The organism is Shinella curvata (genome assembly GCF_022899935.1).
Taxonomy (GTDB): domain Bacteria; phylum Pseudomonadota; class Alphaproteobacteria; order Rhizobiales; family Rhizobiaceae; genus Shinella; species Shinella curvata.
The window spans coordinates 153,545-177,941 of record NZ_JALJCJ010000008.1 but is presented as its reverse complement, the minus strand read 5'-3'; the positions used below and the strand labels follow the sequence as shown (position 1 = coordinate 177,941).

Genomic DNA, 24,397 nt, shown 5'->3' with positions numbered 1-24,397 from the left:
TTCAAACCGGCGGTCTCGACGTTTTCGGGTCGCTTTAGCTGTTTTGTCCGGACCACCAGAGTCAGATACCTCACCTGAAAGCCGGCCGTCGCTTATCCACCGATCGCGCCCGTGGATCATAGACTTCAAAACGGCAGCATTCGGCTCCCGCGGAACAGCGTAAAAAGGGTGTGAAGCAGCCAAGGCCTCAATCCTGACCGAATAGTCGCTTGGCGCCCGCCTGCGTGCAGAAAATCAGACCGCTTGCCAGATCTCCGGTCGCAGCTTGCCGGCATTGACGACATGCAGGCCATCGACATCCTTTTCCGTCTCGATCGAATGGATGATTGCATCGGCGTGGAGATGCTTCCGAGCGTCTGCCAGATGAATAAGTTTACTTTGACGTTGGGGCAACATGTGCGGCGATGAAGTCTGCAAACGGGACCGGCCGCCCAAACAGATATCCCTGCATGTATTCGACACCACGCTTTTCCAAATACGCACGCTGCATGGCATTCTCCACACCTTCAGCGACAACGAACAGGTCCAGCCTGGAAGCGAGATCCACGATGATGTCCAGAATATGGGTGGAGAGCGCATCCGAATCTGCCTTGGCAACAAAGCTCTGATCAATTTTGAGCGCGTTGACGGTGAACCTCTGCAGGTACTCAAGACTGGAGTTTCCCGTTCCGAAGTCGTCCAACGCGACTTGAACGCCGATGTTGTCAAGTTGCTTGAAAAGCTCATCGGTCAGGGGTGTTGCCTGAATTATCTCCCGCTCGGTAAGCTCGAGGAAGAGAACGATAGAAGCCGGCGGAAAGGGCTTCAGAAAATCCCGGCATCGCTCCAGCAACTCCATACTCCTGCAATGCGCCGCCGAGATATTGAACCCGATATGGAACCTCTCCGGCAGGTTCTTAACCTGTCCAAGCAGGTCCGCCTGGACCTTGTCCATCAACTGATTGGTCATCTTGACGATAAGGCCCGAGCTTTCAGCAAGCGGAATGAATTGATTAGGGGGAATGAGGCCTTCGACCGGATGCATCCACCGAACGAGAACCTCAGCACCGGCCAGTTCACCGGATCCTCCTTGAACAACGGGCTGATAAAAAGGCACGAATTCGCCGGCCTCAACCGCACGATGCAGCTCAGTCGTCAAAGAGTTGCGCCGGGACAGAACTCGGTGCCCCCCATAAGCCATCAACAGGCCGAGTAAGGTCAGAAGCAACCAGGACGGCCAATAGGCCGATATAAGGTGCCTGCAAACAAGGCTCTGTCTGTAAGCCACGCCGACTGTGAATGGATAGGTTACCGAGGAGGCAAGGTTGACGGTGGCGCTATCGGGCCAGTGGGCGGCGGCGGTTACAGTGCCGTCCTTATCGACCCAATTTTCGCCTACCCTGACTTGCGCGACGAATTCTTCTGCGCCCAGTCTAAGGACATCAAAAACATGCTGCCCGTCGATGCCCACCAGTACCGCGCCAGTCTTCGTTGCTTGCCGATAGACAAGCAACGCCCGGTTCGGTGTGACAAGGTTTCCGAACATCAGCTGTAGGCGGCCATTCGCATAGGCCGAGCTGTCCTCGGCATAGTCCACAGCTCCCTCCAGGGTGGAGCAGTAGATCCTGCCGTTTTCGGCTAGGTTCAAAGAACGGACGAAAGGATGCGCTGTTACTCCCCGCCTAAGATCCAGCCCGGCCGAAACGCATGGGCTGCCGACAAGGTCCAGCACATCTGCCGTCGCATCGCCCGCATGGCCAAGGATGGCTTCGATCCGCGCGAGGACGAATTGCTGAATCGCCGTCGCCTCGTCATCAAGGGATTGTCGGGCTTGCAGAGCCAGAAAAGGCAGCCCCAATAGCAAGGGCAATATCCCGAGCAACATGACGACCCAATGTTGACGCGCTCTTCTATCCCGTGGCAACCTTATTCCCGTTGCCTTTACGTGTCGTTCTCCCGGTCCCTTGTCCACGTCTTCAGAGCCCTTTTGTCTCTCGTGGTAGTCGCGCGCTATAGCAACCCTAGCTGCTGAAGGTTGACCTAATATTGCATCAAAAGTTCAATTACGGAGTATCGCGTTTGGGCGTCGGTTCCAGCCGAGGAATGAAGCTCATTGGATTGGCAGCAGATTTATTTCTGCAATGACAGCGAATAGCGGGTATGGCGACGTTCACCCTTCCGCGTGAGTGCACCGATCTCCACGAGCTGCTGAAGGTCTCGTGTCGCTGTAGCGCGGGATGTGTTTGTGATCGAGATGTAGTTCTCTGCACTTAGGCCGCCCTTGAAGCCTGCTGTGCCTTCCCTGAAGATGCGCGCGACCACCTTTTCCTGCCGCTCGTTCAGGCGGTCTCGAAACCGGTCGTAGAATTTTGCTTTCTGGATGAAGAAGTCTATGCGCTCAAGCGTTGCCCGTTGAGCATCCAGGATCATCTCTGAGAAGAAAATAATCCAATCGGTGATATCAAGCGTGCGTTGATGTCGCTCAAGCTCTGAATAATAGGCCTTTCGGCTCTTCTCTATCGTGAAGGCAAGCGAAATGAGGCTTGGTTGCCCAATGTTTTGCGCCAGGGATTTCTCGGCGAGCGCGCGCCCAATTCGACCATTACCATCCTCAAATGGATGAATGCTTTCAAAGTAAAGATGGCCTACTGATGCGCGCGCTAAAGCTTGAAGCGGCGTTTGGCCACCTGGCCCGGATTGATTAAACCATGCGATGAAGGTCTCCATCTCAGCTTTAACCTGACGAGATGGGGGAGCCTCAAAATGAATTGTCGGCTTATCCAAGCGACCTGACACGATCTGCATTGCGTCTTCATGCTGGCGGTAGTCACCAATCGTCTCAATGTGTCGATTTCCGGCCATTAGCATTGAATGCCAATGGAACAATCCTTCAGGATACAGCGGCGCATGCCAATTTCGATAGACATCCGCCATCACTTCCGCGATCCCGCGCTCTTGGGGACGGATCTGCCTATCGTCAGTGTTGAGACCGAATTGCCGGCGGAGTGAGGATTGAACACTCGCGCGATCCAGAAACTCCCCCTCGATCTCTGAGGTCTTGACCGCTTCGTCGCTCAGCAATTCAATGCGAAGTTGGTTGCTGTCATCCTCGTTGAAATGCCGAACGGCACCAATGATCTCGCCGGCGGACTGCAGGAATTTCTGCTCCAACGGCATGACGCTCGATGCGTCGTACCTGAAATTTGGCCAGTCGACATTCTGCCAGTTCCATTTCATGAGCGATAGCCGGCCTTTCTATAGCTCATAAATACCCCAAAAATGAGCTATTGCAAGCCCATCTATCGCTCAGCACGACATCTGTAACTCTCGACCCAAGCGCGATGGTTGATTGCCACCGAGACCTGGTCGGGGTCAGTTCCCATTGCAAATCAACTGTTTCGGCTGCTGGCGCTTACGCGCCGCACGGCGTTCTACACTTTGAGGCAACCGACCGGAACACCATCATGAGGCCATTATCCTGGCACGGACAATCCAGGCTTGCTAAGCCCGTAATCAAAGGGCCGAAACACAACTACCTGCTGAGTTCTGCAGAAAGGTCCATTGATCACCCGTGACAACCGCACCATGTAGCTCCCATGCCGAAATCCGAGAAGAACACTAGCGAGTTGCTCAAGATCTGGACCCTGACAGCAGATGCCACCATGGGATCATCGGTGCGCGCCAAGGGTATCCTCCAGGAAATCCAGGCACGACTGCCGAAGGCGTCCAAAAAAGCGGTTTCTGTCGAAGGTGTCGATCTGGTTCTCGTAATGCCGATTCATGATCGCGCTGCCTTCAACGCCGCGGTTTCGGTCGTCTCGAAGGCAATCGCAGACGCACCGGCCCTGCCCGTCATTCCGCGCGAGATACAGGACATCCTCGGCATGAAGGCCAGCGAGCGTCATCGTTGGCTTGCTGACGGTCGCCTACCGAGCGCCGGGACGAGAACGGTCAGGCTGGCAGGAAGGGCCAGGAAGATTACCTTTCATGTATTCGATCCCAAGGTCGTTGAAGATCTCCTCAATCGCGGAGCTGCCGATGAATGGAGGGTCGAGGAAGCTGAGGCGAAAGCAGAGAAGAAACGGAATGCCACCCTGCGGGCGAAGCTTGTGCGGTTGGCGAAAAGGAAGAAGTCATCGCCTAACACGGTTGACGCTTGCGACGAAGCCGCATCCAGGCTTCGAGGCTGGGGGGATTTCGACGTCGATGGACTGCTCCGCTGATCACAATCCGAATTTCCCAGGTTTTGATTCCTCACGGCCGCAGGTCACCTGCCATAATCTCTTTGGCGCGGACGGTGCCATCGCATCAAGGATTAAGCGCTTGAAAGGATATGGACCCGTGACCCGCAGATATCCCAAACGCTCATCGCGCTGAATACTGAGCTAGAGCAGCCCGGTCTCGGCATCGCGACGCTCGCCGATTTAGCTCTTCTGCGTCGCCATGCCGGCAACGGTCGGCCAACCGTAAGCATCGTAGCTCACCTGCTCGGTTACGGCCGCCGCACTGTTGGTCACCGCCCGCACCGAAGCCTGGTTGTCGCGGTGCAGGTAGTATTCAGCGCTACCGACGATCTTTAGGTCGGGATGCGGATAGCGCGTTTACACGTCCGTTGCCGGGTCACGCTTGACCGAGGCATCCGGATAGAGCGTCGTGACCACCATGGAGGCCTTCTTCACACGGCTGCCGTCCGGACCATAAGTGAAGCTTACTGCCAGATCGGCCGCCGTGCCGTTGAGCATCGTCACCTTGAGAGCGGGTTGGCCGCGTTCCAGGTGAACATGCGCGATCGGCCACTCGAATGCACGATAGTCGGTTTTACCGCGATCGGGTCAGTATTCCGTCGGCACGGTCAACAGCTCTGCGGGAGGGCCGTCGAGGAAGCTCCGCACCGTTGGTGGCAACTGTCGCGCGTTAAGCGGCAGAACGCCACAGCGCGACAACGTCGCCCGCAGATTGGGTTTGGAACCGAGGTGGCGCCAGATCATGCGTGAGGCATAGGGCAGGTTTCCCTGTCTCCATGCGACGCCGAGAGTAACGCCGCGCAGGTAGACGCGTTGATGGGCCGCCTCGAAGGGGATGAGGATGGTCTGCGACAGCATCGGGTTCACTCCGAGGCTGCGCTCGGTAATGAAGATGCGGTTGCGCCAGAAGGCGGCAAGGCCGGTATATTTCGAATCCTGGCGAATCTCACTGTCGCTGTCACGAATGCGCTCCATGGACTTCACGCGCATTTCGCCATGGTCCTCGTAGATTCGGCTCAACGAGCAGATCACAAGATCCGGCCAGGAGGGAGAGCGATGATAGGTCTGGAAATAGCCGGCGTGCCTGCGAAGCGCCTCGATATCACCCGGAAACCCCTCGAGCAGACCGGCCCGCACGGCGACTGGTGGTTCCAGCTTCTGCAGACGCTGGCGGAAAATCGCAGGCGGCAACGAGAAATCGCCGGCCGCCAAGCCGAAATAGCCGGCGATGCGGGCGAGATTGTACGCGGACGGCTGGGTGTCACCATTAATATAGCGGTTGAATTGCTGGCGGTTGATCGCGACTTGGCGGCAGATATGCGAAATCGAGCGTTGCGTGGCGCAGGCCGACTTCAGGTTTTCCAGAAAATTCTCCACGCACCCATCCAATCATCACAGCTTAAACTCGCTTAAAATAGCATCAACCTGCGAAATTGCGCAACGATCGCGCAACGCTAGGCTCAGGTCCGACAACACCATAAATGGGGACCACGAAAATGTCAGACCTCGGCAAGACTCCCAGTGCAACCATGCCTGCTGGTTCGCTCAACCGCCGCGAATTCCTAGGCACCGCCGCTGCCTTTGGCGCCGTGATGACGCTGAGCCCAGGCGGCATCCTGATGCCGAAGTCCGCCCTCGCGGCCGATGAACCGAAACGCGGTGGCAACCTCAAGCTCGGCATGAACGGCGGCGCGACCAGCGATACGCTCGATCCCGCGGGTTACAGCGCCTCCGTCCTCTTCGTTGTCGGGCGTCTGTGGGGCGACACACTGGTCGAGTCCGATCCAAAGACCGGCGCTGCCCTCCCCTCCCTCGCAACCAGCTGGGAGCCGTCGGCGGATGCCTCCGTCTGGACCCTTAAGCTTCGCGACGATGTCTCCTTCCATGATGGGACCAAGATGACGGTGGCCGATGTCGTCGCCACGCTGAAGCGCCATGCGGATGCCAATTCGAAATCTGGCGCGCTCGGCCTTCTTTCCTCCATCAAGACCATCGAGGAAAAGGCCGGCGATCTGGTATTGACGCTGACGGAAGGCAATGCCGACCTGCCGCTGCTTTTGACCGACTACCACCTGATCATCCAGCCCAAGGGTGGAGTGGAAAATCCCAACGCAGCAATCGGCACCGGGCCTTATGTACTCAAGAGTTTTGAAGCTGGCGTGCGCGCGACCTTCGAAAAGAACGCCGCCGACTGGCGTTCGGATCGCGGTTTCGTCGACAGTGTCGAAATCATCGTGATGAATGACACGACGGCCCGCATTGCCGCCCTTTCCTCCGGGCAGGTGCACTTCATCAACACCATCGACCCCAAGACCGTGCCGCTGCTGGAGCGCGCGCCAACGGTGGAGATCGTTCGCAACGCGGGCAAGGGCTTCTATGCCTTCCTGATGCATTGCGACACAGCACCATTCGACAACAACGACCTCAGGCTCGCCTTGAAATATGCCATCGACCGGCAGGCGATCCTCGACAAGGTGCTCGGCGGATACGGCACAATCGGCAACGATTATCCGGTGAACGGCAACTATGCGCTGGCGCCCGAGGATATCGAGCAGCGCGTTTACGATCCAGACAAGGCCGCGTTCCACTTCAAGAAATCCGGCCATGAGGGTTCCGTCCTGCTGCGCACCTCTAGCGCTGCCTTCCCCGGCGCCGTCGATGCTGGTGTGCTCTTCCAGGAAAGCGCCAAGAAGGCAGGCATCGACATCGAGGTGCGACGTGAGCCGGAAGACGGCTACTGGACGAATGTCTGGAACGCCCAGCCCTTCTGCGCCACCTATTGGGGCGGCCGTCCGACGCAGGATTCGCGTTACTCGACCTCCTACCTCTCGACAGCGGAATGGAACGACACCCGCTTCAAGCGCGAGGATTTCGACAAGCTGGTACTGCAGGCACGCTCCGAGCTTGATGACACCAAGCGCAAGGCTCTCTACCGTACCATGGCACTGATGGTGCGCGATGAGGGCGGCCTGATCCTGCCGGTCTTCAATGACTATGTCATGGCGCAAAGCAAGAGCGTGAAAGGCTATATCAACGATATCGGCAACGACATGTCGAATGGCTATATCGGCAGCCGCGTCTGGCTCGACGCGTAAGCTCAGCACCCCAATTCCCTATAGGACGTCGGAGCGTTTGCGCGGCAAACGCTCCCGAACGGAGTATCCAGAACCATGTCTGGCAAACGCCCCTTCACCATCATCGAGAACGAATGGATCACGCTTGCCGACGGCACGCGTCTCGCCGCCCGCATCTGGATGCCGGAGAATGCCGAAAACGATCCGGTGCCAGCCGTTTTCGAATTCCTGCCCTACCGCAAGCATGACGGAACCTGCCTGCGCGACGATTCCACCTATCCGGAATTCGCGGCCGCCGGCATTGCCGGCGTGCGTGTCGACATCAGGGGCTCAGGCGAATCCGACGGCATCATCGACGGCGAATATACCCCGCTGGAACTGGCCAACGCCTGCGAACTCATCGCCTGGATCGCTGCCCAGTCCTGGTCAAACGGTTCTGTCGGCATGATGGGGATTTCCTGGGGCGGCTTCAACTGCCTGCAGGTCGCAGCCCTGAGGCCGCCCGCATTAAAAGCCGTCATTTCCATCGCCTCGACCGTCGACCGTTACAATGACGACATCCACTACAAGAACGGCACGCATCTTTCCGCCCAGCTTTCCTGGGCCGCGACTATGCTGGCCTATCAGTCGCGCTCGCCGGACCCGGCACTTGTCGGCGACCGCTGGCGCGAGATGTGGCTCGAACGGCTGGAAAACGAGCCCTATTTCATGGAAGAGTGGCTGACGCATCAGCGCCGCGACGCCTTCTGGAAACACGGCTCCATCAGTGAGAATTTCAGCGACGTAGAGATTCCGGCCATCGTCATCGCCGGTTGGGCGGATGGCTACCGCAACACCCCTCTGAAGGCGGTTGAAGGCCTCGGCGACAAGGCCAAGGCCTTGATCGGCCCCTGGGTGCATAAATATCCGCATTTCGCCTGGCCGAAGCCGCGCGCCGATTTCCTCGGCGAAGCGATCCGCTGGTGGAACCGTTGGCTGCGCGGCGAGGAGAACGGCATCGAAACCATGCCGCAGGTGCGCGCCTATATCATGGACGATATCCGCCCTGCCCCCCGCCGCGATTTCGATAACGGCTTCTGGATCGGAAAACAGCACTGGAGCGAGCCGGAGGCAGCGAATTTCTACGTCGATCAGTTCGGCACGCTAAACCCCGGAAACCCGATCCCCGGCGCCCACAGGCATGACCGCTATATCCGCTCGCCCCTCGACACGGGCACGGCTTCAGGGGAATTCTTCACCCTCAAGCCTGACGCGGAAATGGCGCTCGACCAACGCGGCGATGATGCCGGCTCGATGGTCTTGGAAACCGCGGCGCTGGAAGAGGATGTCGATATCCTCGGCCGCCCGGTGCTGGCGGTTGAGGTCGCCTGCGATGGGGACTGGGCCAATCTCTGCGCCCGCCTCGTCGATGTGCATCCGGATGGCACCGCAACGCGTGTGTCCTTCGGCGTATTGAATCTTGCCCACCGCGATGGATATGAAGATCCGAAAGTCCTTCCCCGGAATGAGAAGACCAGGATCCGCGTCAAACTCGATGCTTGCGGCTATCGCTTCAGGAAAGGCCACCGCATCCGCCTGTCAATCTCGACCGCCTATTGGCCGATGATCTTGCCCGCGCCGACGGATCCCGGTGTAACGCTCGATCTCGCCTCGCTCGGCCTTGCGCTTCCAAAACTCGGCGCACATGAGAAGATCACGGTCAAGGAGCCTGACAATCCCAACCCGCTGCCGAAATACCTCGAGCATACACCCGGCACCACGCGGCGCTGGGTGACAAAGGATATGACAGCCAACCGCACGGACTATCACATCCATGAGGACACCGGCCTTTCAGAGCGACCTGGTACGGGTCTTTCCACTCGCCAATTGCGCGAGGAAGAATGGTCGATCAGCCCGGACGATCCACTCTCTATGAGCGGCCAGTCCACCTGGACCTGTGACATGCAGCGCGATGGTTGGTTCCTGCGCACCGTCTCCAACGCGCGCCTGACCTGCACCGCACAGGAATGGGTGACGACCGCCGAGCTCGTCGCATACGAAGGTGAGACCGAAATCTTCCGCAAGACGTTCGAAAAGCGCGTTCCCCGTGACTTTATGTAGAGGCCGTTCGGGCATCGCTTGATAGGCGATTACCCGGCGCATGGCGCCACGTAGACGCTCAAGGCTGGGCACTGAAAGCAGATCTTTGCCCAGTCGTGACGTGGGGCTTGATCGTGTGGCCAGCCGTTGTGCCAATTGAGCGCCATGAATGGAACCTTTCTTCGCGGAGCGAGGCCGGTCCTTCGAGGCCCATGCGGGCTTGTTCGTCTGAACCGTTATGGCTCCAGTCCCGCGCACCGCGCGGTGTTGCGAATGTGTGTTTCCATTTCGATCCGGGCGGCGGCCGGGTCGTTGGAGCGCAGGGCTGCGATGATGCGACGATGTTCGGCGATCGAAGCGCGCATGCGCGCAGGATCGGTAATGGGTATCGGCTGTCGCTGCGTCGCCGTCACTTGCTCGCGCACGGAATCATAGAGCGCGCGCAGCATGGCGTTGCTACAGGCGGACGCGATGATCGCGTGGAATTCCAGGTCCGCCTCGACGTTGGCCAGGAGGTCCTGCTGGGCCCAACCGTCTTCCATCTGCCGTGTCAGCCTTTCCATCTCGTCCAGTTGATTGGCCATCAGTCGCCCTGCCGCGAGACTGGCCATCTGCCCTTCCAGCATGATCCGGGTCTGGAACACGTCGAAGACCGAGTAGCTGTCGGAGTATCGCCAGGGCCCCATATGGGTGGAGGCAGACGATGGGCCGCCAGCAACGAAGGTCCCCCGCCCTGCCTCGGTCTTCAGCAAGCCCAGTGTCTCAAGCGTCAGCAAAGCCTCCCGCAAGGAGGCGCGGCTGATTCCGAATTTCTGCGAGAATTCGCGCTGCGAGGGGATTTTTTCCCCGGGCTTGAGGCTGCCACTCTGAATCATGCTCTGAATTTCGCGGGCGACGGATTGAGGGACCAGGATCTTGTTCAGCATTGCGTTCTTCCATCTGCCCTTGCGATAGGGCCCGTGCGGTGCGAGGGCCGGTCTCGCGACAAGTCTATTTTATCGACACCATCTCTTGCAATTGCCAAACAGGCATGCTTCCTTGGTCTTACTGGTCTGACCAGTTAGACCAAGGGTAATCGTTTCATCGCCAAAAAATCAAGGGGAACCTCATGAACGCGTTTACACTCATCACCACGACAGCGTTGTCCGTTTTGCTCACGACTGCCGCACTCACGTCCTCGGCCACTGCTGCCGACCTCACGGTCGGCGCGAATATCGGCAACGTTCCCTGGGAGTTCCAGAATGCGTCTGGCGAGACCGTCGGCTTCGAAATCGATCTGCTCAACGAGGTCGGCAAGCGACTGGGCAAATCGGTCGAATTCGTCAACGTTCCGTTCAACGGCCTCTTCTCCGCCGTCCAATCGGGCCGTATCAACATGGCGGTGTCGTCCATCACCATCACCGACAAGCGGCTGGAATCGGTGACCTTCGCGCAGCCCTACTACGACAGCGACCAATCCTTGACGGTGACCGCAGCCAGCGGGATTACCGGGCTTTCGGGCATGGAAGGCAAGGTCGTTGGCGTCGACACTGGCTCGACGGGCGACATGTGGGCCACCAACAACGGTGCGCAATACAAGTTCGGTGAAATCCGCAAGTTCGAAGGCCTGTCACCCGCAATGCTCGACCTCGTTGCCGGTCGCGTCGATGGCTACATCAGCGATATCCCGGCCCTGCTCTACTACGTCAAGGATAAGCCGGACCTCAAGGTCGTTGAACGTATCCCTACCGGTGAGAAGTATTCGGTCATGTTCAACAAGGGCGACCCGCTGGCCAACGAGGTCAACGAAGTGATCTCGACGCTGAAGAAGGAAGGTTTCGTCGCCAAGCTGCATGAGACCTGGTTCGGCGCCAAGGCCGAGGACACCACCTCGACGGTCATGGTCATGGACATGCCGGTCGCCAAGTAAGTCATGCCTCCTCGTGACGGCGGCACGCTGGTGTCGCCGTCAACTCCACAGCGACGGCCGGTGGTTCCATGAATCTAGTCAACACCTTCTTCAATATTCCCATCCTGATCGACACATTCCCGCTTCTGTTGTCGGGATTGCTCGTCACACTGGAGATTGGCGTCACCAGCATTATTGCCGGTCTCGCGGGCGGATTGTTCCTCGCTCTGGTCAGGCTTTATGGACCGGGTCCGGTGCCATTCCTCTCCAAGATCTACATCGACATCTTCCGCTCGATCCCGCTGCTGGTGCTGTTGATCATCGTCTACTACGCCCTGCCCTTCGTCGGCATCCGCTTCTCGCCCTTCGTCTCTGCGGTCGTTGCGCTCACACTTGTTTCAGCCGCTTACACCGCGGAAATTTTCCGCGCAGGTATTGAAGCCATCCCCCACGGGCAATTCGAAGCCTCGCAGGCGCTGGGTCTCTCAGGCCGCCACATGATGGTCGACGTGATCCTGCCCCAAGCGATCAAGATCGTCATTCCGCCATTGACCAACAATTGCATCAACGTCCTGAAGGATACGGCCCTGGCCTCCGTCGTCGCCATGCCCGACCTCCTTAAGCAAGCAACCCAGGCGCAGGCGCTGGCTGCCAACCCCACACCATTGATTGGCGCGGCGCTGATCTATGTCGCCTTACTCTGGCCGCTGGTTGCCATCGTCGCGCGGCTGGAAAAACGTTTTGGCAAGGACAAACGCCCATGACCCCCCTGATCAAGATCAGCAATCTGAAAAAGGCTTATGGCGCCTTCACGGTCCTGCATGGCATCGATCTCGATATTGCGGAGGGCGAAGTTGTCTGCGTCATTGGGCCCTCCGGCTCTGGAAAGTCGACGTTGATACGCTGCATCAACCGACTGGAGGCTTTTTCCGACGAGAGCAGTATCGTCGTGGACGGTGTTACCGTCGGTCCCGGCAAGGCGCTGGCGAAGGTGCGTGCCGAAGTCGGCATGGTGTTTCAGTCGTTCAATCTGTTTCCCCATCTGACCGTGCTGAAGAACGTCATGCTGGCACCAATGCGGGTGCGCGGTGCAAAGCCAGCGGAAGCGGAACGCAAGGCCAGAGACCTGCTGACCCGGGTCGGCATCGCGGCGCAGGCCGAAAAATATCCGGGCAAGCTTTCCGGCGGCCAACAACAGCGCGTCGCTATCGCCCGCGCATTGGCGATGGAACCCAAGGTGATGCTTTTTGATGAGCCCACCTCCGCACTCGATCCGGAAATGGTCGGCGAGGTGCTGGATGTGATGAAAACGCTTGCCGGCACCGGCGTGACCATGGTCGTCGTCACACACGAAATGGGCTTTGCCCGTCAGGTGGCCGACCGCGTCATCTTCATGGACGGCGGTCGCATCGTCGAGCAGGGCACGCCCGCCGAAATCTTCGACAATCCCAGGGAAGATCGCACGCGCAGCTTCCTGCGCTCGGTTCTCGAACACTGAAAACAATATTGGGTCTGGAGGACCACATGCCGAACCAAAATACATCCGCAAAAGGCGCGCTGGACCTCGATTTCGTCCGCAGCCAGTTTCCCGGCCTGTCCCATGGCTGGACCTTTTTCGACAATGCCGGCGGATCGCAAATCCTGAAACGGGCCGTCGAGCGGATCAATACCTTCCTCTATGACAAGAATGTCCAGATCGGCGGGAGCTACGAGGTTTCGCAGGCGGCCGCAAAGGCACTCTACGAGGCCCGCACGGCGGCCATGCATCTCGTAAACGCATCAAGGCCGGAAGAAATCGTTTTCGGCAACTCGACAACGGCGCTCTTGCAGAATCTTGCCCGCGCCATGACGAGCCAACTCGCTCCTGGCGACGAGATCATCATCACGATCGCCGACCACGAATCCAATATCGGTCCGTGGGACAGGCTGCGTGATGCCGGCATCACCATCAAGACGTGGCCCCTTAACAAGGATACCTACACGTTAGACCTGGTCGATCTCGAACCTCTTATGTCGGCGCGCACAAAGCTCGTCTGCGTCACCCATGTCTCCAATATCCTCGGTTCGATCAATCCGGTGCGTGAGATTGCCGATTTCATTCATGCGCGGGGCTCCCGCATCTGCGTCGATGCTGTCGCTTACGCGCCGCATCGCGCGGTTGACGTCCAGGCCTTCGATGTCGACTACTACGTCTTCAGCCTCTACAAGACCTATGGTCCTCACTATGCGCTGATGTACGGCAAGTATGATCATCTGCTGGAGCTGGATACGCTCTATCACTATTTCTATGGCAAGGACAAAGTGCCGGGCAAACTGGAACCCGGCAATCCGAACTATGAGCTTGCCTATGCCACCTGCGGCATCGTCGATTATCTTACCGAAGTCGGCGAAATGGCTGGCGAAACCGGTTCTACGCGCGAGAAGATCGTTGCGGCTTATGGTGCGATCACGGCGCAGGAAAACGCGCTTGTCGACCGACTGCTGACCTATCTGCGTGGCCGCAACGACTGCCGTATCATCGGCCATAGCGCCAATCGGGACGGCACCCGTATTCCGACGATCAGCTTTGTCTTCGACGGCCGGGATTCTGCGGAAATCTGCAAGGCGATGGACGCCCATCGGATCGCGATCCGGTTCGGCGACTTCCACTCGCGGCGATTGGCGGAGTATCTCGATCTCACGGAAAACAATGGCATGGTCCGGGTCTCGATGGTCCACTACAACACGATCGAGGAAATCGACCGGATGACAAAGGCGTTGGATACGATCCTTGCATCACCCGCCAACTCCGCGACCGCCGCCTGAGAACCGGAAGAGCCCGCCATGTCCTTCGACACGATCATCCGGAACGGCACCATCGTCACCGCCAGCGATGCTTTCCGATGCGATGTCGGTATTCGCAATGGCCGTATCATCGCAATGGCCGAAAACCTTGATGATGCGGACGAGATCATCGATGCCAGCGGCCTCTATGTGATGCCGGGCGGTATCGACAGCCATGTGCATCTGGCGCAACCATCCGGCGACGGAATCGTCATGGCCGACGATTTTGCCAGCGGCACGCTCTCCGCGGCCTTTGGCGGCAATACGACGGTCATGCCGTTCTGCCTGCAGGAAAAAGGATCGACGCTGCGAGAGGCGCTCAAGGCGTATCACGCCAAGGCGGAGGGGGAGTGTTATGTCGATGTGAGCTTCCACATCATCGTAACCGACCCGACGAGCCATGTGCTCGGGCAGGAACTGCCGGCCCTCGTGGCGGATGGATACACGTCGATCAAGGTTTTCATGACCTATGAAAACCTACGTCTGCGCGACGATGAAATCCTGGCGACGCTGGATAGCGCCAGGACATCCGGCGCACTGGTCATGGTCCATTGCGAAAACGAGGACGCGATCCGCTTCCTGATCGGCCGTCATGAAGCGAATGGCGAGCTTGCTGCGAAACATCATGCGACAAGCCGCCCGGTGGCCGCGGAACGGGAGGCCACGCACCGCGCTCTTTCCCTGGCGGAGATCGTTGATACGCCGATCGTCATTGTCCATGTCTCGAACCGGGAGGCAATGGAGGAAATCCAGCGAGCGAGGGCACGCGGCAGCAAGGTGGCGGGCGAAACCTGCCCGCAATACCTTATGCTCACAGCCGATGACCTCGATGCCACTGAGTTAGAGGGCGCGAAATTCGTCTGCTCTCCACCTCCACGCGACGCGGAAAGCCAGATTGCCTGCTGGGAGGGGCTGCAGAACGGTACGTTCGACCTGTTCTCGTCCGACCATTGCCCCTTTCGCTACGACGATGACGCGGGCAAACTCAACGAAAAGGGCAAACGAAACTTCCGCTGGATACCGAACGGTATTCCCGGCGTCGAAACGCGGTTGCCGATCCTGTTTTCGGAAGGCGTCGGCAAGGGGCGCATCGATCTCAACCGGTTCGTCGCCTTGTCCTCCACCAATCACGCCAAGCTGTATGGCCTTTATCCACGCAAGGGTACGATCGCCATCGGTTCTGATGCCGATATCGCACTGTGGGACCCGACGAAGTCGGTCGTAATAACGAACGATATCCTTCACCACGGTGCTGACTACACACCATATGAAGGTCTTGCGATTACCGGCTGGCCGGTGCGAGTGATGGTACGCGGAAAGACGGTAATCGACGGAGAAGAACTCATCGCCGAGAAGGGTTTGGGCACCTATTTGGCACGGGCACGTTCACCGTTGGTCTAGTCAGCGAATGTTGGTCGATCCCCTTATACGCTCCTCGCTATTGGAAGGAGCACTTTTCGTCGCAAATCAGCGCAATGTCGTTCTCGCCAGTGGCACGGAAACAGGCAACTGCCACCTAGCCATTGATTGGGATTGCGCATGCACTCATCTGCAACAGGCCGCGGCTTCTTCAACGTCATCGATCTGGTTAATCGGCTGGAAGCGGAAACGCGCCGCGGCCAACGGGGGTAGGACGGCGGATTCACTATGTAAAATGCTACCGATGCAAGGTTCACGGAATTGGACCAGGCTCACTATGTCGGCATGATACGGTTGCTGAGTCCATCAACGCGTTCTACGCCAAGAGTGCGGACAAGTGAGTGGAAAGCCGGAAGCTTTGTGTCTCCCCGTTGGAAAGGAATTGTTTGAGAAAGGCATCGAACCCCTGCGCAAACGCCAGGTCGCGAATTTCGCGATCGTGACGGTAAAGGCACCGATCACGGCAGCCCTCTCCGTCTTGGAGCAGACCGTGAGCTTCAGGATTGCCGCGGCGGCAAGAACGATTTTCACAACAGGGTTCATGTGTCGTTCGATACGCGGCTCGTATTCGCGAGCCGCGCCAAAGGTTTGCAGCGGCAAGGTTGCGACAACATTGTCCGTTTCGAACGAGCAGCCGAGATTTGACGGTCATGAAGACGCATCCGTCGCCCGGCTTTCGGGCCCCGCCGGAAAGAGCGAGGATACCCGTCTCCCGAATGCATCGAGATACGTCAGAACCACCGGCACGAACACGAGCGTCAGCAGCGTCGAGGAGATCAGCCCGCCGATCACAGCATGGGCCATCGGCGCTCGCGATTCCCCGCCTTCACCCACGCCAATCGCCATGGGCAGCATGCCGAAGATCATGGCAAGCGTCGTCATGACGATGGGTCGCAGACGGACTGCGCCGGCATTGGCGAGACTCTCGTGGAGGGATTTACCAGCACGTCGCTCCTGGTTGGAGTAATCGACGAGGAGGATGGCGTTCTTCGTGACCAGCCCCATCAGCATGATGAAGCCGATGATCGAAAACATGTTCAGCGTGGATCCCGTCACGAAGAGACCGATCAGCACCCCGATCAGCGAGAGCGGCAACGTCATCATGATCGCGACGGGTTGTATGAAGGAACCGAACTGCGAGGCGAGAATGATGTAGATGAAGATGACGGCGAGTGCCAAGGCCTGGATGGCATAGCCGAGGCTTTCGGCAAGGTTCTGCGCGTCACCGCCGTAGGATATGCGGTAGCCGGGCGGGATGTCCATCATCGCGATTGCCGCATCCAGATCCTGGCGCACATCCCCGAGGGGGCGGCCTTCCACATTGCTGGAGATCCGGATTTCCCGGGACAGGTCCTTGCGGGTGATCGCAACCGGCGCTGTACTTTCGATGACATCCGCGACCTGATCGAGTAGCACCGTGATCGGCTTGCCGTTCTCATCCGTGCGGCTGGTGGAAATCGTCAGGTTGCGCAATTGCGCCGCGTCCTGCCGGCCCGTGGCCGGCAGTCGCACCATGACGTCGTAGGTTTCACCGTCTGGCGCATTCCAAACCGACACGGCATCGCCAGCGACCAGCGGCCGCAATGTATCGCCGATCATCGCAATGGAGACGCCCAGATCGCTTGCCGCCTCGCGTCGAACCTTGACCGCCAGTGTCGGTCTTTCGTTTTCGATCGAGGATTCCACCTCTGTTGCGCCCGGGACTTTCGACAGCGCCGCAGTGATCCCGGCCGAAATCTTGCGCAACTGGTCGTCGCCATCGCCGACAATGGAGAGTTGCAGCGGCTTGGCCGTCGCTCCACCTTCCGACTGGCTGACCGACACCTTCAGCCCCGCGACCGCCGCGAGCCGCTGGCGGACAGGCTCAAGCGCGGCGGAGGTCGTGATGTCACGACGGTCGTTCGGTACAAGCTGCACGGCGATGACGGCCTGGTTGAAACCACGCGCGCCGCTGGCGTTGATCGTCGAGTAGATCGTGTCGACATAGTCGAATTCGCGAAGAGCCCTCTCGACCTGGCCAACCTTGGCCGCCATATATTCCAGCGATGCGCCCTCGTTCGCCTCGAGAGAAACCGACACTTCGCCCTCATCGGCAGCGGGCAAGAATTCAGCGCCGATCTTCGGCACCAGCATCAGACTTGCAATGAAGACGGCAACGACAACTCCAATTGTCGTCTTGCGGTGGTCGAAGGTCCAGTGGATCAGCAACCGATACCTGTCCGCAAGCCTTTCGAACCAGAGGTCGAAGCGGCGGATGAGCCTCCCGAGCGGCCCACGCTGCGCATTCTTCTCCGAATGGGGATCATACCAGACGCTTGATAGCATCGGATCGAGAGTGAACGAGACGAAAAGCGAGATGAGAACCGCGACCGCCACCGTGACGCCGAACTGCAGGAAAAAGCGGCCTATCAACCCGCCCATGAACGCGACCGGCAAGAAGACCGCGACGATGCAGAGCGTTGTCGCGAGCACCGCCAGCCCGATCTCGTTCGTGCCATCCAGCGCTGCCCTGACGTGATCCTTGCCCATGTGGAGATGTCGCGTGATATTTTCCCGCACAACGATCGCATCATCGATCAGGATACCGATCGAGAGCGAGAGAGCCATCAAGGTCATCGTGTTAAGCGTGAAACCGAGTGCATAAATGACGGCGAATGTGCCGATGACCGAGATCGGCAAGGTCAGTCCGGTGATCACAGTCGAGCGCCAGGAGTTCAGGAACAGGAAAACGATGACGACCGTCAGGACACCACCTTCTATCAGCGTCCTCTGAACTTCGGATACCTGCGTGGAGATCGCACGGGCATTGTCACGGGTTACCTTGAGCTCGATGCCCTCGGGCGCGAGCTCGGCGTTGAGGGCCGCGATCTCCTTCTGCAGGTCGCCAGCGACCGCGACAGTATTCGCTCCTTGAACCTTGACGATATCCATGCCAAGCGAGGGAGCGCCTTGATAGGTGGCACGACTCGTGACCTCCGCTCCTGTGTCCAGCACTGTCGCGACATCTGAGAGGTAGACAGGGTAACCGCCGCTCTGGGCAACGATGATGCTGTTGAAACCTGCAACGTCTTCGATCCGCCCTTCGACCGTCACGATCCGCTGGTTGATCCCGGAAATCAGCGTGCCGGCGGCCCTGTCCTGATTTTCGCGCCGTATGGCGTCTATGACCGAAGCTACGCCGACGCCATAGGCTTCCAGCCTGTCTGGATCGACAACGATGAGCATCTGCCGTTTGCTGCCCCCGACAAGCGTGATCTGGCCAACGCCGGAGATTACGCTCAAGCGGCTGGTGATGACACGGTCGGCGAGCGTCGTGATTTCGGAGAGCGAACGCGTGGACGAGGAGACCGCCAGGGACAGGATCGGCGCATCCTCCGGATTGAAGCGTGTCACCTGGGGTGTGTCCACCCCATCGGGAAAGCCGGCTTCGAGCCGTGCGACCCGATCACGAACCTCCTGTGCGGCGGCCTGCGAATCCACGTCGAGTTCGAATTGCACGACGACGACCGCGCGGCCCTCATAGGATTCGGAGGTGATCGTGTCGATGCCGCCGATCGTGTTGAGCGCGGACTCGATCGGCCGCGCGATCTCGCTTTCGATCGTCTCGGGCGATGCACCGGTGTATCCAGCGGTGACCACGACGATGGGAAGGTCTGTCTCGGGGAACTGATCCACACCAAGCCGACTGAAGGAGAAGATGCCGACGACCAGAACGGTCACCATCATCATGGTGGCAAAGACGGGATGGCCGACGCTGACGCGGGTAAGAAACATGGTGTTACTTCCCCTCGACTGTTACGGGCGTATCGGCCACGAGCTGAGGCAGGGGCGCGGAGACGACGATATCTCCCGTCGACAGCCCTTTCACTTCCACCAGGGCCTGATCGCTCCATGTCGTCCCGAGTGTCACCTTCTGGCGGCGCAGAAAACCGCCCTCGACTTTCAGGACGAAGGGACCGATGCTGTCATGCCGGATAGCCACTGTCGGCAGTGCCATCACATTTTCCTGCTGGTCGATCCTGAGCACGCCCGTGGTGAACATGCCGCCTTTGAGGAGAAGATCGTCATTGCGAATGGCGATAAAGACCCGGACGGCGCGTGAACCGGCCACGGCCGTCGGCGCGATACGGGCCACCTCTCCGGTGAAAGTGCGATCCGCAAACCCCTCAACCAGGAGATCGACCGGCTGCCCGATCCGCACACGGGGAATGCGGCTTGTAGGAACGCCGGCATCAACCTCCATTTCCTGGAGATCAACCACGGTCAGGAGCTCGCCGTTGACCGGTACCGTCTGTCCCTGCTCGGCGCTGCGCGCAGCGACAATACCGTCAAATTCGGCATGAACCTCTGCATCCTTGAGCGCCCGCTCGGCATCGGCGACCGTCGCCTGCTTCGCCCTGAGCTGTGCGCGCAAGTCGAGGACTTTCGCATTCGCCTCGAGCCGAGTGGCTTCGGAGGCAGCGCCTGTGTCGCGAAGGCTCGAATTGCGCTTCAGCACGTTCTCGGCAAGCTCGAGCTGAGCCTCGATCGCCTCGACCTCGGCGCTGCGCGCCGTAAGGGCGGTGACGAGGCCCGCCGTGTCAATCCGCACCAGCAGATCGCCCGTCTTTACGACATCACCGACGCGAACGGGCAGATCGATGATCGTACCGGCGACCCGTGCTGTCAGGCTTGTGCGCCGAACCGGGGTAAGCGAGCCCGAGATGCGCACATCACTGCCCAGATTGCGTGGGGCGACGGTGGTGACGTCGACGCGCGCAAGCTCGACCCTCTCGCCAGCCGTCGATGGCGTCTGAGCTGCAACATAATCTGCCACGCCAAGTGCCGGGATGATCAAGGCGGCGAGAATGAGAGCGCGGGTCGTTTTCATGCAGGGCTCCAATTAAACGGCACAGGCGCCGGATGCCGGATGCGGAACTGGAGAAACCCGCATCAAAGCAGAAGGCGCCCACATGGCGCGCAGCTTATCGCGCCGGCAAGGTCAGGTCTTCAATTTAACAGCGTCCGTCATGTCCGCTGATAACGCGCACCACGACCCCGCTATGACCCGAACCGCAAGGTGGTGTCGCCACATTGCGACAACATTGCAAGACGGCGCCATCACCGCTGATTTTTACATCACGCAACAGGCGCGATGGAAATGTCGCTTAAGGCCTTGTCTTTATAGTCGAGCCCTTGCTCCCAAGTCCCGGTTGCGACAGGCTTGTACACGCTGTCTGGCAGGTGAGCGCTTGCCTTGGAGATATGAGACGAAAGGCCCGACATGCGTTTGCTTCTGGTGGAGGACGAGCCAGAAATGGCTGCGGCGATCATCCGCGTTCTCACGAAACACGGAAATATTGTCGACCATGTGCCGAGCATCGAACAAGCCCGCGAGGCACTGAAAGCAGGCGTGCATGAAACGATGCTGCTCGATCGGCAACTCCCTGATGGCGATGGCATGACATTGCTCTCGGAGATGCGCCGGAACGGCAACACGACGCCAGTTATCCTGCTGACCGCGCACGACACGTCGAAAGATCGCGTCCAGGGCCTGGACGAGGGAGCAGACGATTATATCGGCAAACCCTTCGTTGCGGACGAGCTTCTGGCGCGGATCCGGGCGGCGGGCAGACGGGCTTCGAACTACGCCGCATCAGTCGTGTCCGAAGGGAACCTTTCCATGGACACGACGACGCTTCAGGTTACCGTTGCGGATGAAACGCTCGAACTGCCGAGACGCGAGGCCCTGACGCTGCAGATCCTGCTCCGGCGGGCGGGAAGAACGGTCATGCGGTCGACGCTTGAAGAGGCCGTTTACGGTTTTGACGACGAAATCCAGTCCAACGCCCTCGACAGCCATATTTCGCGGCTGAGAAAACGCTTGGCAGATTCGGGAGCCGCGGCAACGATCCACACTGTCAGAGGTGTCGGCTATATCCTCAAGGGTGCCGAATGAAATTCCCGTTCGAGCGGCGTTCGCTGAAATGGCGGCTGGTCTCCCGGTTTGCACTGGCACTCGCAGCGATGATGGTCGTCTTTTACGTCGGGCTTATTGCGTTGATCGTAGCGGAAACGTCCGATGCCACACCCGTCGATGATACGATCAAGTTCGAGATCGCCGCTTCGGTCGTGCCCGATGGCGACAGACTTCGCATCGTGCCCACCGAGGTTGTTCAAAAGGCCGTGCGCGAATACCCCAATTTCTGGCTGGTCGTAAGGGACGAGAGGGGCAAGGAGGCAAGACTTGGCCAACCTCCTGCGGGACTTGCATCGGTGCTTGCCAACCTTGATGCCGTCAGCGCCCTGGATGTCCGCGTCGCGCAGGATGCACCCATGACAGCTATGCTGTTTATGCTCGATACGAAAGCGGGGCTGGTCAAGGCGGTCTATGGGGGGAAATCCGCCCCCGGGTCTGTACTGCAATATCTGGTCCGCACGCTTCACGTCATCTACCTGCCAACGACCCTGATCCCCCTCTTGCTTGCGGTGATCATCATTCCTCTGGTCGTGAACAGTTCGCTCAAGGGTATGAAACGCATCACGGCGCTCGCTAGCCAGATCGACGTGAACAAGCCGGGCGTAAGGCTGCCTACCGATGATGTGGTCGAAGAGATCGTGCCGCTTGTCACTACCATCAACGCGGCGCTCGCCCGTGTGGACAGCGATGTCTTGACGAGAGAGCGTTTCCTCGCTGATGCAGCCCACGAACTTCGCACGCCAATCGCCATCCTCCAGACGAGGATCGAGGGCTATGACGACACGGAACAGAACCGACGCCTTTTGGTTGACGTTTCCCGGATCGGGGCTGTCGCGGAGCAACTCCTGGATATCCAGCGCTTTGCGGCAATGCCCGCTCCTGTTGACGTGGATTTGGCCGACCTCTGCCGTCAGATCGTCGCCGATCTCGCACCTTTGGCAATAAATTCCGGGTACGAGTTGGCATTCGAAAGCGAACAAACATCCGTGATTGTCGTTGCGGACCGGCAATCCCTGGAGAGGGCCGTCTCGAACCTCGTGCGCAACGCCATCCAGCACGCTGGCAATCGCGGGCAGATCCTCGTCCGTCTCCTGCCAGAAGGCACAATTGAAGTGTCCGACGAAGGAGACGGCATCGCCCTAGAGGAACGCGAGAGAATTTTCGAACCGTTTTACCGTAGTAAGCCGAAGTCTACGGGAGCTGGGCTCGGGCTCAGTCTCGTTCGCCAGATTGCGTATCTCCATGGCGGGGACGTCGTGGTGATGCCGACAGAAGAGGGGACGTTATTCCGGTTAACGCTCGGTTCTATCACTCGACACGATGAAGACGCTGGATGATATCCGAAACGCGTCGCGATTGATTTCAATTGACGGGTTTTAGGGACTAGCACGCTGTGACCGTGCCGAGCACCTCTCCGCGGGCAATGCGTATCAGCGTGCTGCCGCGCGACTGGGAGTCGGCAGGAGAGAGATCGTCTCCAGCGCCGGACACGATTCTGTCTATATGTAGCGCGCCACGCCGACAGCGATGATCTTCATTCCCTGCAAGGACGGCCCTAGCAACCCCGCTGAGAGCACGTGAAAAGACAATTGCCCCTGGGAGCCGAGATCTGCTTGAAGGCGCAATCTCTCGCTTATGCCGATGGATAGCGAACGGCCCGGATAGCTCTTGAGCGAGGTCGAACCTATGACCGGCAGTTGTTCCACGTCGATCTCTTCCGAGCTCTCAGAGACGTCAGAGACTTAGAAATCCTCGTCCTTCAAACACAGCTTAGCCGTCGGTTAGGCGAAGACCACTCATAAAACGCACCAGTTCGATGCGGCTCCTGAGCCCCGTCTTTTGTAAGATAGACTTCACGTGGCTTTTTTCAGTCTCGCCAGAAATCTTGAGAGCGGCCTGCAACGCCGATTTACTGAAACCCGAGAGGATCGCTTCGCACACGCGGCTTTCAGCCGGCGACAGGTCAAAAAGAGCGCGGAGCAGCGAGGCTTTCACAACCTCACCCGTTCCCATCTGTGTGACGATTACCAACACCGTCATCGGCCCTAGCAAATCTCTCGCCTGGCCACGGGTCGGAACGATATGAACGATCAGGGGCTTTTCGTCTTCCAACACCGCTGGAATAGGGATGGACATGGTGCCGATTTCAGCCTGGTCCCAGGCCAGCCTGAAAAGAGCCTCACGCAAGAGATTGTCGGCGTCAGGATGGGTGATGCAAAGCCGTTCGCGCGGGCCAATCGAAATCTGAGTTTCAAACAAACAGAAACGATGGTTGGCAGCGATGACATTGCCACCATACCCGACAATTGCAGCAGGAACATTCGCAAGATCGAGACTCTCAACTGCCCCGACAGCTTGTTGATGGCGTAGCTTGGCCGCGAGCAGTGCCGCCCTCGATATATGGGGGCGCAATCCTTCCAGGGTCGCCATGATGCGGTCATCGATCGGACCACGCTTCCAGAGTTGCTCAATTGAAAAAAGCAGCATCTCGCCGCCAGGCATGGGCGTCGCCATCGCCGCGCTCCACCCTAGGCCCGCTGGGCGCTTCAGATCTCTAACGATGGAGAGTTCTTCTATTTCATCAGGAGAGAAGAGATCTATGTCGCGGATAAAGCCAGTTCTACCCAGCTGTAGCAACCTCTCCAGAGGCTTGTTCTTATCGTGCCAGCCTCCATCGATGTAGGTTTGCATCTTGTCGGTAAAGCCGTTCGAGCATGTCCAGCGCGGCATGGCATCATCAACCGTGACAAGTGTGCAAGCTTCCACTCCGATCGTTGTACAAAGCCGCGTCAAGGCAGAAGGCCAGTATTCCGGAAGCATAGCGGCTTCATAGATGTCAGCAATCATCGTATCCTGAATCCAGTTGGGTCAACGGGATTTACCATCTAATCCCCCAACAGGGGGAAGACGGGCATTATGATGTTGATCTATG

At 58.8% G+C, this 24,397-nt stretch carries 19 protein-coding genes and 1 pseudogene; 10 read left to right on the top strand and 10 right to left on the bottom strand.

What is annotated here, in order from left to right:
• Positions 1–190: 190 nt before the first annotated feature.
• From MUU55_RS25735 to MUU55_RS25725, 3 genes and pseudogenes are all read right to left on the bottom strand, one after another.
• Positions 191–348 (bottom strand): annotated as a pseudogene (locus MUU55_RS25735) (bifunctional methylenetetrahydrofolate dehydrogenase/methenyltetrahydrofolate cyclohydrolase); the annotation flags it as partial.
• A gap of 25 nt (positions 349–373) precedes the next feature.
• Positions 374–1,843, bottom strand: a complete 1,470-nt coding sequence (locus MUU55_RS25730; protein ID WP_244763636.1) for an EAL domain-containing protein — start codon at positions 1,841–1,843, stop codon at positions 374–376.
• Between the two features lie 266 nt (positions 1,844–2,109).
• Positions 2,110–3,216 (bottom strand): Fic family protein, encoded by a 1,107-nt coding sequence (locus MUU55_RS25725; RefSeq protein WP_244763635.1) that lies wholly within the window; start codon positions 3,214–3,216, stop codon positions 2,110–2,112.
• Between the two features lie 359 nt (positions 3,217–3,575).
• Between MUU55_RS25725 and MUU55_RS25720 the strand changes: the two genes are divergently transcribed.
• On the top strand, positions 3,576–4,202 hold the full coding sequence (locus tag MUU55_RS25720) for a hypothetical protein (RefSeq protein ID WP_244763634.1): 627 nt from the start codon (positions 3,576–3,578) through the stop codon (positions 4,200–4,202).
• Between the two features lie 378 nt (positions 4,203–4,580).
• On the opposite strand, the gene MUU55_RS25715 is transcribed toward MUU55_RS25720, so the two are convergent.
• Together MUU55_RS25715 and MUU55_RS25710 are read right to left on the bottom strand one after the other, a co-directional pair.
• On the bottom strand, positions 4,581–4,727 hold the full coding sequence (locus MUU55_RS25715) for a hypothetical protein (RefSeq protein WP_244763633.1): 147 nt from the start codon (positions 4,725–4,727) through the stop codon (positions 4,581–4,583).
• A gap of 84 nt (positions 4,728–4,811) precedes the next feature.
• On the bottom strand, positions 4,812–5,600 hold the full coding sequence (locus tag MUU55_RS25710) for a transcriptional regulator (RefSeq protein WP_244763632.1): 789 nt from the start codon (positions 5,598–5,600) through the stop codon (positions 4,812–4,814).
• Between the two features lie 119 nt (positions 5,601–5,719).
• On the opposite strand from MUU55_RS25710, the gene MUU55_RS25705 reads away from it, so the two are divergent.
• Together MUU55_RS25705 and MUU55_RS25700 are read left to right on the top strand one after the other, a co-directional pair.
• Positions 5,720–7,318 carry an ABC transporter substrate-binding protein gene (locus MUU55_RS25705; protein ID WP_244763631.1) on the top strand — a complete coding sequence of 533 codons (1,599 nt, stop codon included), beginning with the start codon at positions 5,720–5,722 and terminating at the stop codon, positions 7,316–7,318.
• A gap of 75 nt (positions 7,319–7,393) precedes the next feature.
• Positions 7,394–9,397, top strand: a complete 2,004-nt coding sequence (locus MUU55_RS25700; RefSeq protein WP_244763630.1) for a CocE/NonD family hydrolase — start codon at positions 7,394–7,396, stop codon at positions 9,395–9,397.
• Between the two features lie 215 nt (positions 9,398–9,612).
• On the opposite strand, the gene MUU55_RS25695 is transcribed toward MUU55_RS25700, so the two are convergent.
• The gene (locus MUU55_RS25695; RefSeq protein WP_244763629.1) at positions 9,613–10,302 is read right to left on the bottom strand and encodes a FadR/GntR family transcriptional regulator; all 690 of its coding nucleotides are present in this window, start codon (positions 10,300–10,302) and stop codon (positions 9,613–9,615) included.
• Between the two features lie 182 nt (positions 10,303–10,484).
• Here MUU55_RS25695 and MUU55_RS25690 point away from each other — a divergent pair, with 182 nt between their 5' ends.
• From MUU55_RS25690 to hydA, 5 genes are all read left to right on the top strand, one after another.
• Positions 10,485–11,285 (top strand): ABC transporter substrate-binding protein, encoded by an 801-nt coding sequence (locus tag MUU55_RS25690; RefSeq protein WP_244763628.1) that lies wholly within the window; start codon positions 10,485–10,487, stop codon positions 11,283–11,285.
• A gap of 68 nt (positions 11,286–11,353) precedes the next feature.
• Complete coding sequence (locus MUU55_RS25685; protein ID WP_244763627.1) at positions 11,354–12,028, top strand: amino acid ABC transporter permease; 675 nt, start codon at positions 11,354–11,356, stop codon at positions 12,026–12,028.
• Entirely contained in the window at positions 12,025–12,762 is a 738-nt protein-coding gene (locus tag MUU55_RS25680) for an amino acid ABC transporter ATP-binding protein (protein ID WP_280519123.1), read from the top strand. Before MUU55_RS25685 ends, MUU55_RS25680 begins: the two co-directional genes overlap by 4 nt.
• Before the next feature lie 26 nt (positions 12,763–12,788).
• Complete coding sequence (locus MUU55_RS25675) at positions 12,789–14,069, top strand: cysteine desulfurase-like protein (RefSeq protein ID WP_244763626.1); 1,281 nt, start codon at positions 12,789–12,791, stop codon at positions 14,067–14,069.
• 18 nt (positions 14,070–14,087) lie between these two features.
• The gene (hydA, locus tag MUU55_RS25670; protein WP_244763625.1) at positions 14,088–15,488 is read left to right on the top strand and encodes a dihydropyrimidinase; all 1,401 of its coding nucleotides are present in this window, start codon (positions 14,088–14,090) and stop codon (positions 15,486–15,488) included.
• Positions 15,489–16,154: 666 nt separating this feature from the next.
• Here hydA and MUU55_RS25660 read toward each other — a convergent pair.
• Together MUU55_RS25660 and MUU55_RS25655 are read right to left on the bottom strand one after the other, a co-directional pair.
• On the bottom strand, positions 16,155–19,280 hold the full coding sequence (locus MUU55_RS25660) for an efflux RND transporter permease subunit (RefSeq protein WP_244763624.1): 3,126 nt from the start codon (positions 19,278–19,280) through the stop codon (positions 16,155–16,157).
• Between the two features lie 4 nt (positions 19,281–19,284).
• Complete coding sequence (locus tag MUU55_RS25655; RefSeq protein WP_280519122.1) at positions 19,285–20,376, bottom strand: efflux RND transporter periplasmic adaptor subunit; 1,092 nt, start codon at positions 20,374–20,376, stop codon at positions 19,285–19,287.
• A 393-nt stretch (positions 20,377–20,769) separates the two neighbouring features.
• Between MUU55_RS25655 and MUU55_RS25650 the strand changes: the two genes are divergently transcribed.
• Both MUU55_RS25650 and MUU55_RS25645 read left to right on the top strand, forming a co-directional pair.
• Positions 20,770–21,444, top strand: coding sequence for a response regulator (locus MUU55_RS25650; RefSeq protein ID WP_244763623.1), 675 nt, complete (start codon positions 20,770–20,772; stop codon positions 21,442–21,444).
• Positions 21,441–22,802, top strand: a complete 1,362-nt coding sequence (locus MUU55_RS25645; RefSeq protein WP_244763622.1) for a sensor histidine kinase — start codon at positions 21,441–21,443, stop codon at positions 22,800–22,802. Before MUU55_RS25650 ends, MUU55_RS25645 begins: the two co-directional genes overlap by 4 nt.
• A gap of 162 nt (positions 22,803–22,964) precedes the next feature.
• Here MUU55_RS25645 and MUU55_RS25640 read toward each other — a convergent pair whose 3' ends face one another.
• Together MUU55_RS25640 and MUU55_RS25635 are read right to left on the bottom strand one after the other, a co-directional pair.
• Positions 22,965–23,171, bottom strand: a complete 207-nt coding sequence (locus MUU55_RS25640; RefSeq protein WP_244763621.1) for a hypothetical protein — start codon at positions 23,169–23,171, stop codon at positions 22,965–22,967.
• Positions 23,172–23,235: 64 nt separating this feature from the next.
• Positions 23,236–24,312 carry a helix-turn-helix transcriptional regulator gene (locus tag MUU55_RS25635; protein WP_244763620.1) on the bottom strand — a complete coding sequence of 359 codons (1,077 nt, stop codon included), beginning with the start codon at positions 24,310–24,312 and terminating at the stop codon, positions 23,236–23,238.
• Positions 24,313–24,397: the final 85 nt, after the last annotated feature.

What these genes read in the sequence shown, in the direction of transcription:
- MUU55_RS25700 (WP_244763630.1), top strand. Translation starts at nt 7,394, where the DNA reads ATGTCTGGCAAACGCCCCTTCACCATCATCGAGAACGAATGGATCACG.
- MUU55_RS25705 (WP_244763631.1), top strand. Translation starts at nt 5,720, where the DNA reads ATGTCAGACCTCGGCAAGACTCCCAGTGCAACCATGCCTGCTGGTTCG.
- MUU55_RS25680 (WP_280519123.1), top strand. Translation starts at nt 12,025, where the DNA reads ATGACCCCCCTGATCAAGATCAGCAATCTGAAAAAGGCTTATGGCGCC.
- MUU55_RS25720 (WP_244763634.1), top strand. Translation starts at nt 3,576, where the DNA reads ATGCCGAAATCCGAGAAGAACACTAGCGAGTTGCTCAAGATCTGGACC.
- MUU55_RS25725 (WP_244763635.1), bottom strand. Translation starts at nt 3,216, where the DNA reads ATGAAATGGAACTGGCAGAATGTCGACTGGCCAAATTTCAGGTACGAC.
- MUU55_RS25675 (WP_244763626.1), top strand. Translation starts at nt 12,789, where the DNA reads ATGCCGAACCAAAATACATCCGCAAAAGGCGCGCTGGACCTCGATTTC.
- MUU55_RS25695 (WP_244763629.1), bottom strand. Translation starts at nt 10,302, where the DNA reads ATGCTGAACAAGATCCTGGTCCCTCAATCCGTCGCCCGCGAAATTCAG.
- MUU55_RS25655 (WP_280519122.1), bottom strand. Translation starts at nt 20,376, where the DNA reads ATGAAAACGACCCGCGCTCTCATTCTCGCCGCCTTGATCATCCCGGCA.
- MUU55_RS25650 (WP_244763623.1), top strand. Translation starts at nt 20,770, where the DNA reads ATGCGTTTGCTTCTGGTGGAGGACGAGCCAGAAATGGCTGCGGCGATC.
- MUU55_RS25690 (WP_244763628.1), top strand. Translation starts at nt 10,485, where the DNA reads ATGAACGCGTTTACACTCATCACCACGACAGCGTTGTCCGTTTTGCTC.
- MUU55_RS25635 (WP_244763620.1), bottom strand. Translation starts at nt 24,312, where the DNA reads ATGATTGCTGACATCTATGAAGCCGCTATGCTTCCGGAATACTGGCCT.
- MUU55_RS25685 (WP_244763627.1), top strand. Translation starts at nt 11,354, where the DNA reads ATGAATCTAGTCAACACCTTCTTCAATATTCCCATCCTGATCGACACA.
- MUU55_RS25645 (WP_244763622.1), top strand. Translation starts at nt 21,441, where the DNA reads ATGAAATTCCCGTTCGAGCGGCGTTCGCTGAAATGGCGGCTGGTCTCC.
- hydA (WP_244763625.1), top strand. Translation starts at nt 14,088, where the DNA reads ATGTCCTTCGACACGATCATCCGGAACGGCACCATCGTCACCGCCAGC.
- MUU55_RS25660 (WP_244763624.1), bottom strand. Translation starts at nt 19,280, where the DNA reads ATGTTTCTTACCCGCGTCAGCGTCGGCCATCCCGTCTTTGCCACCATG.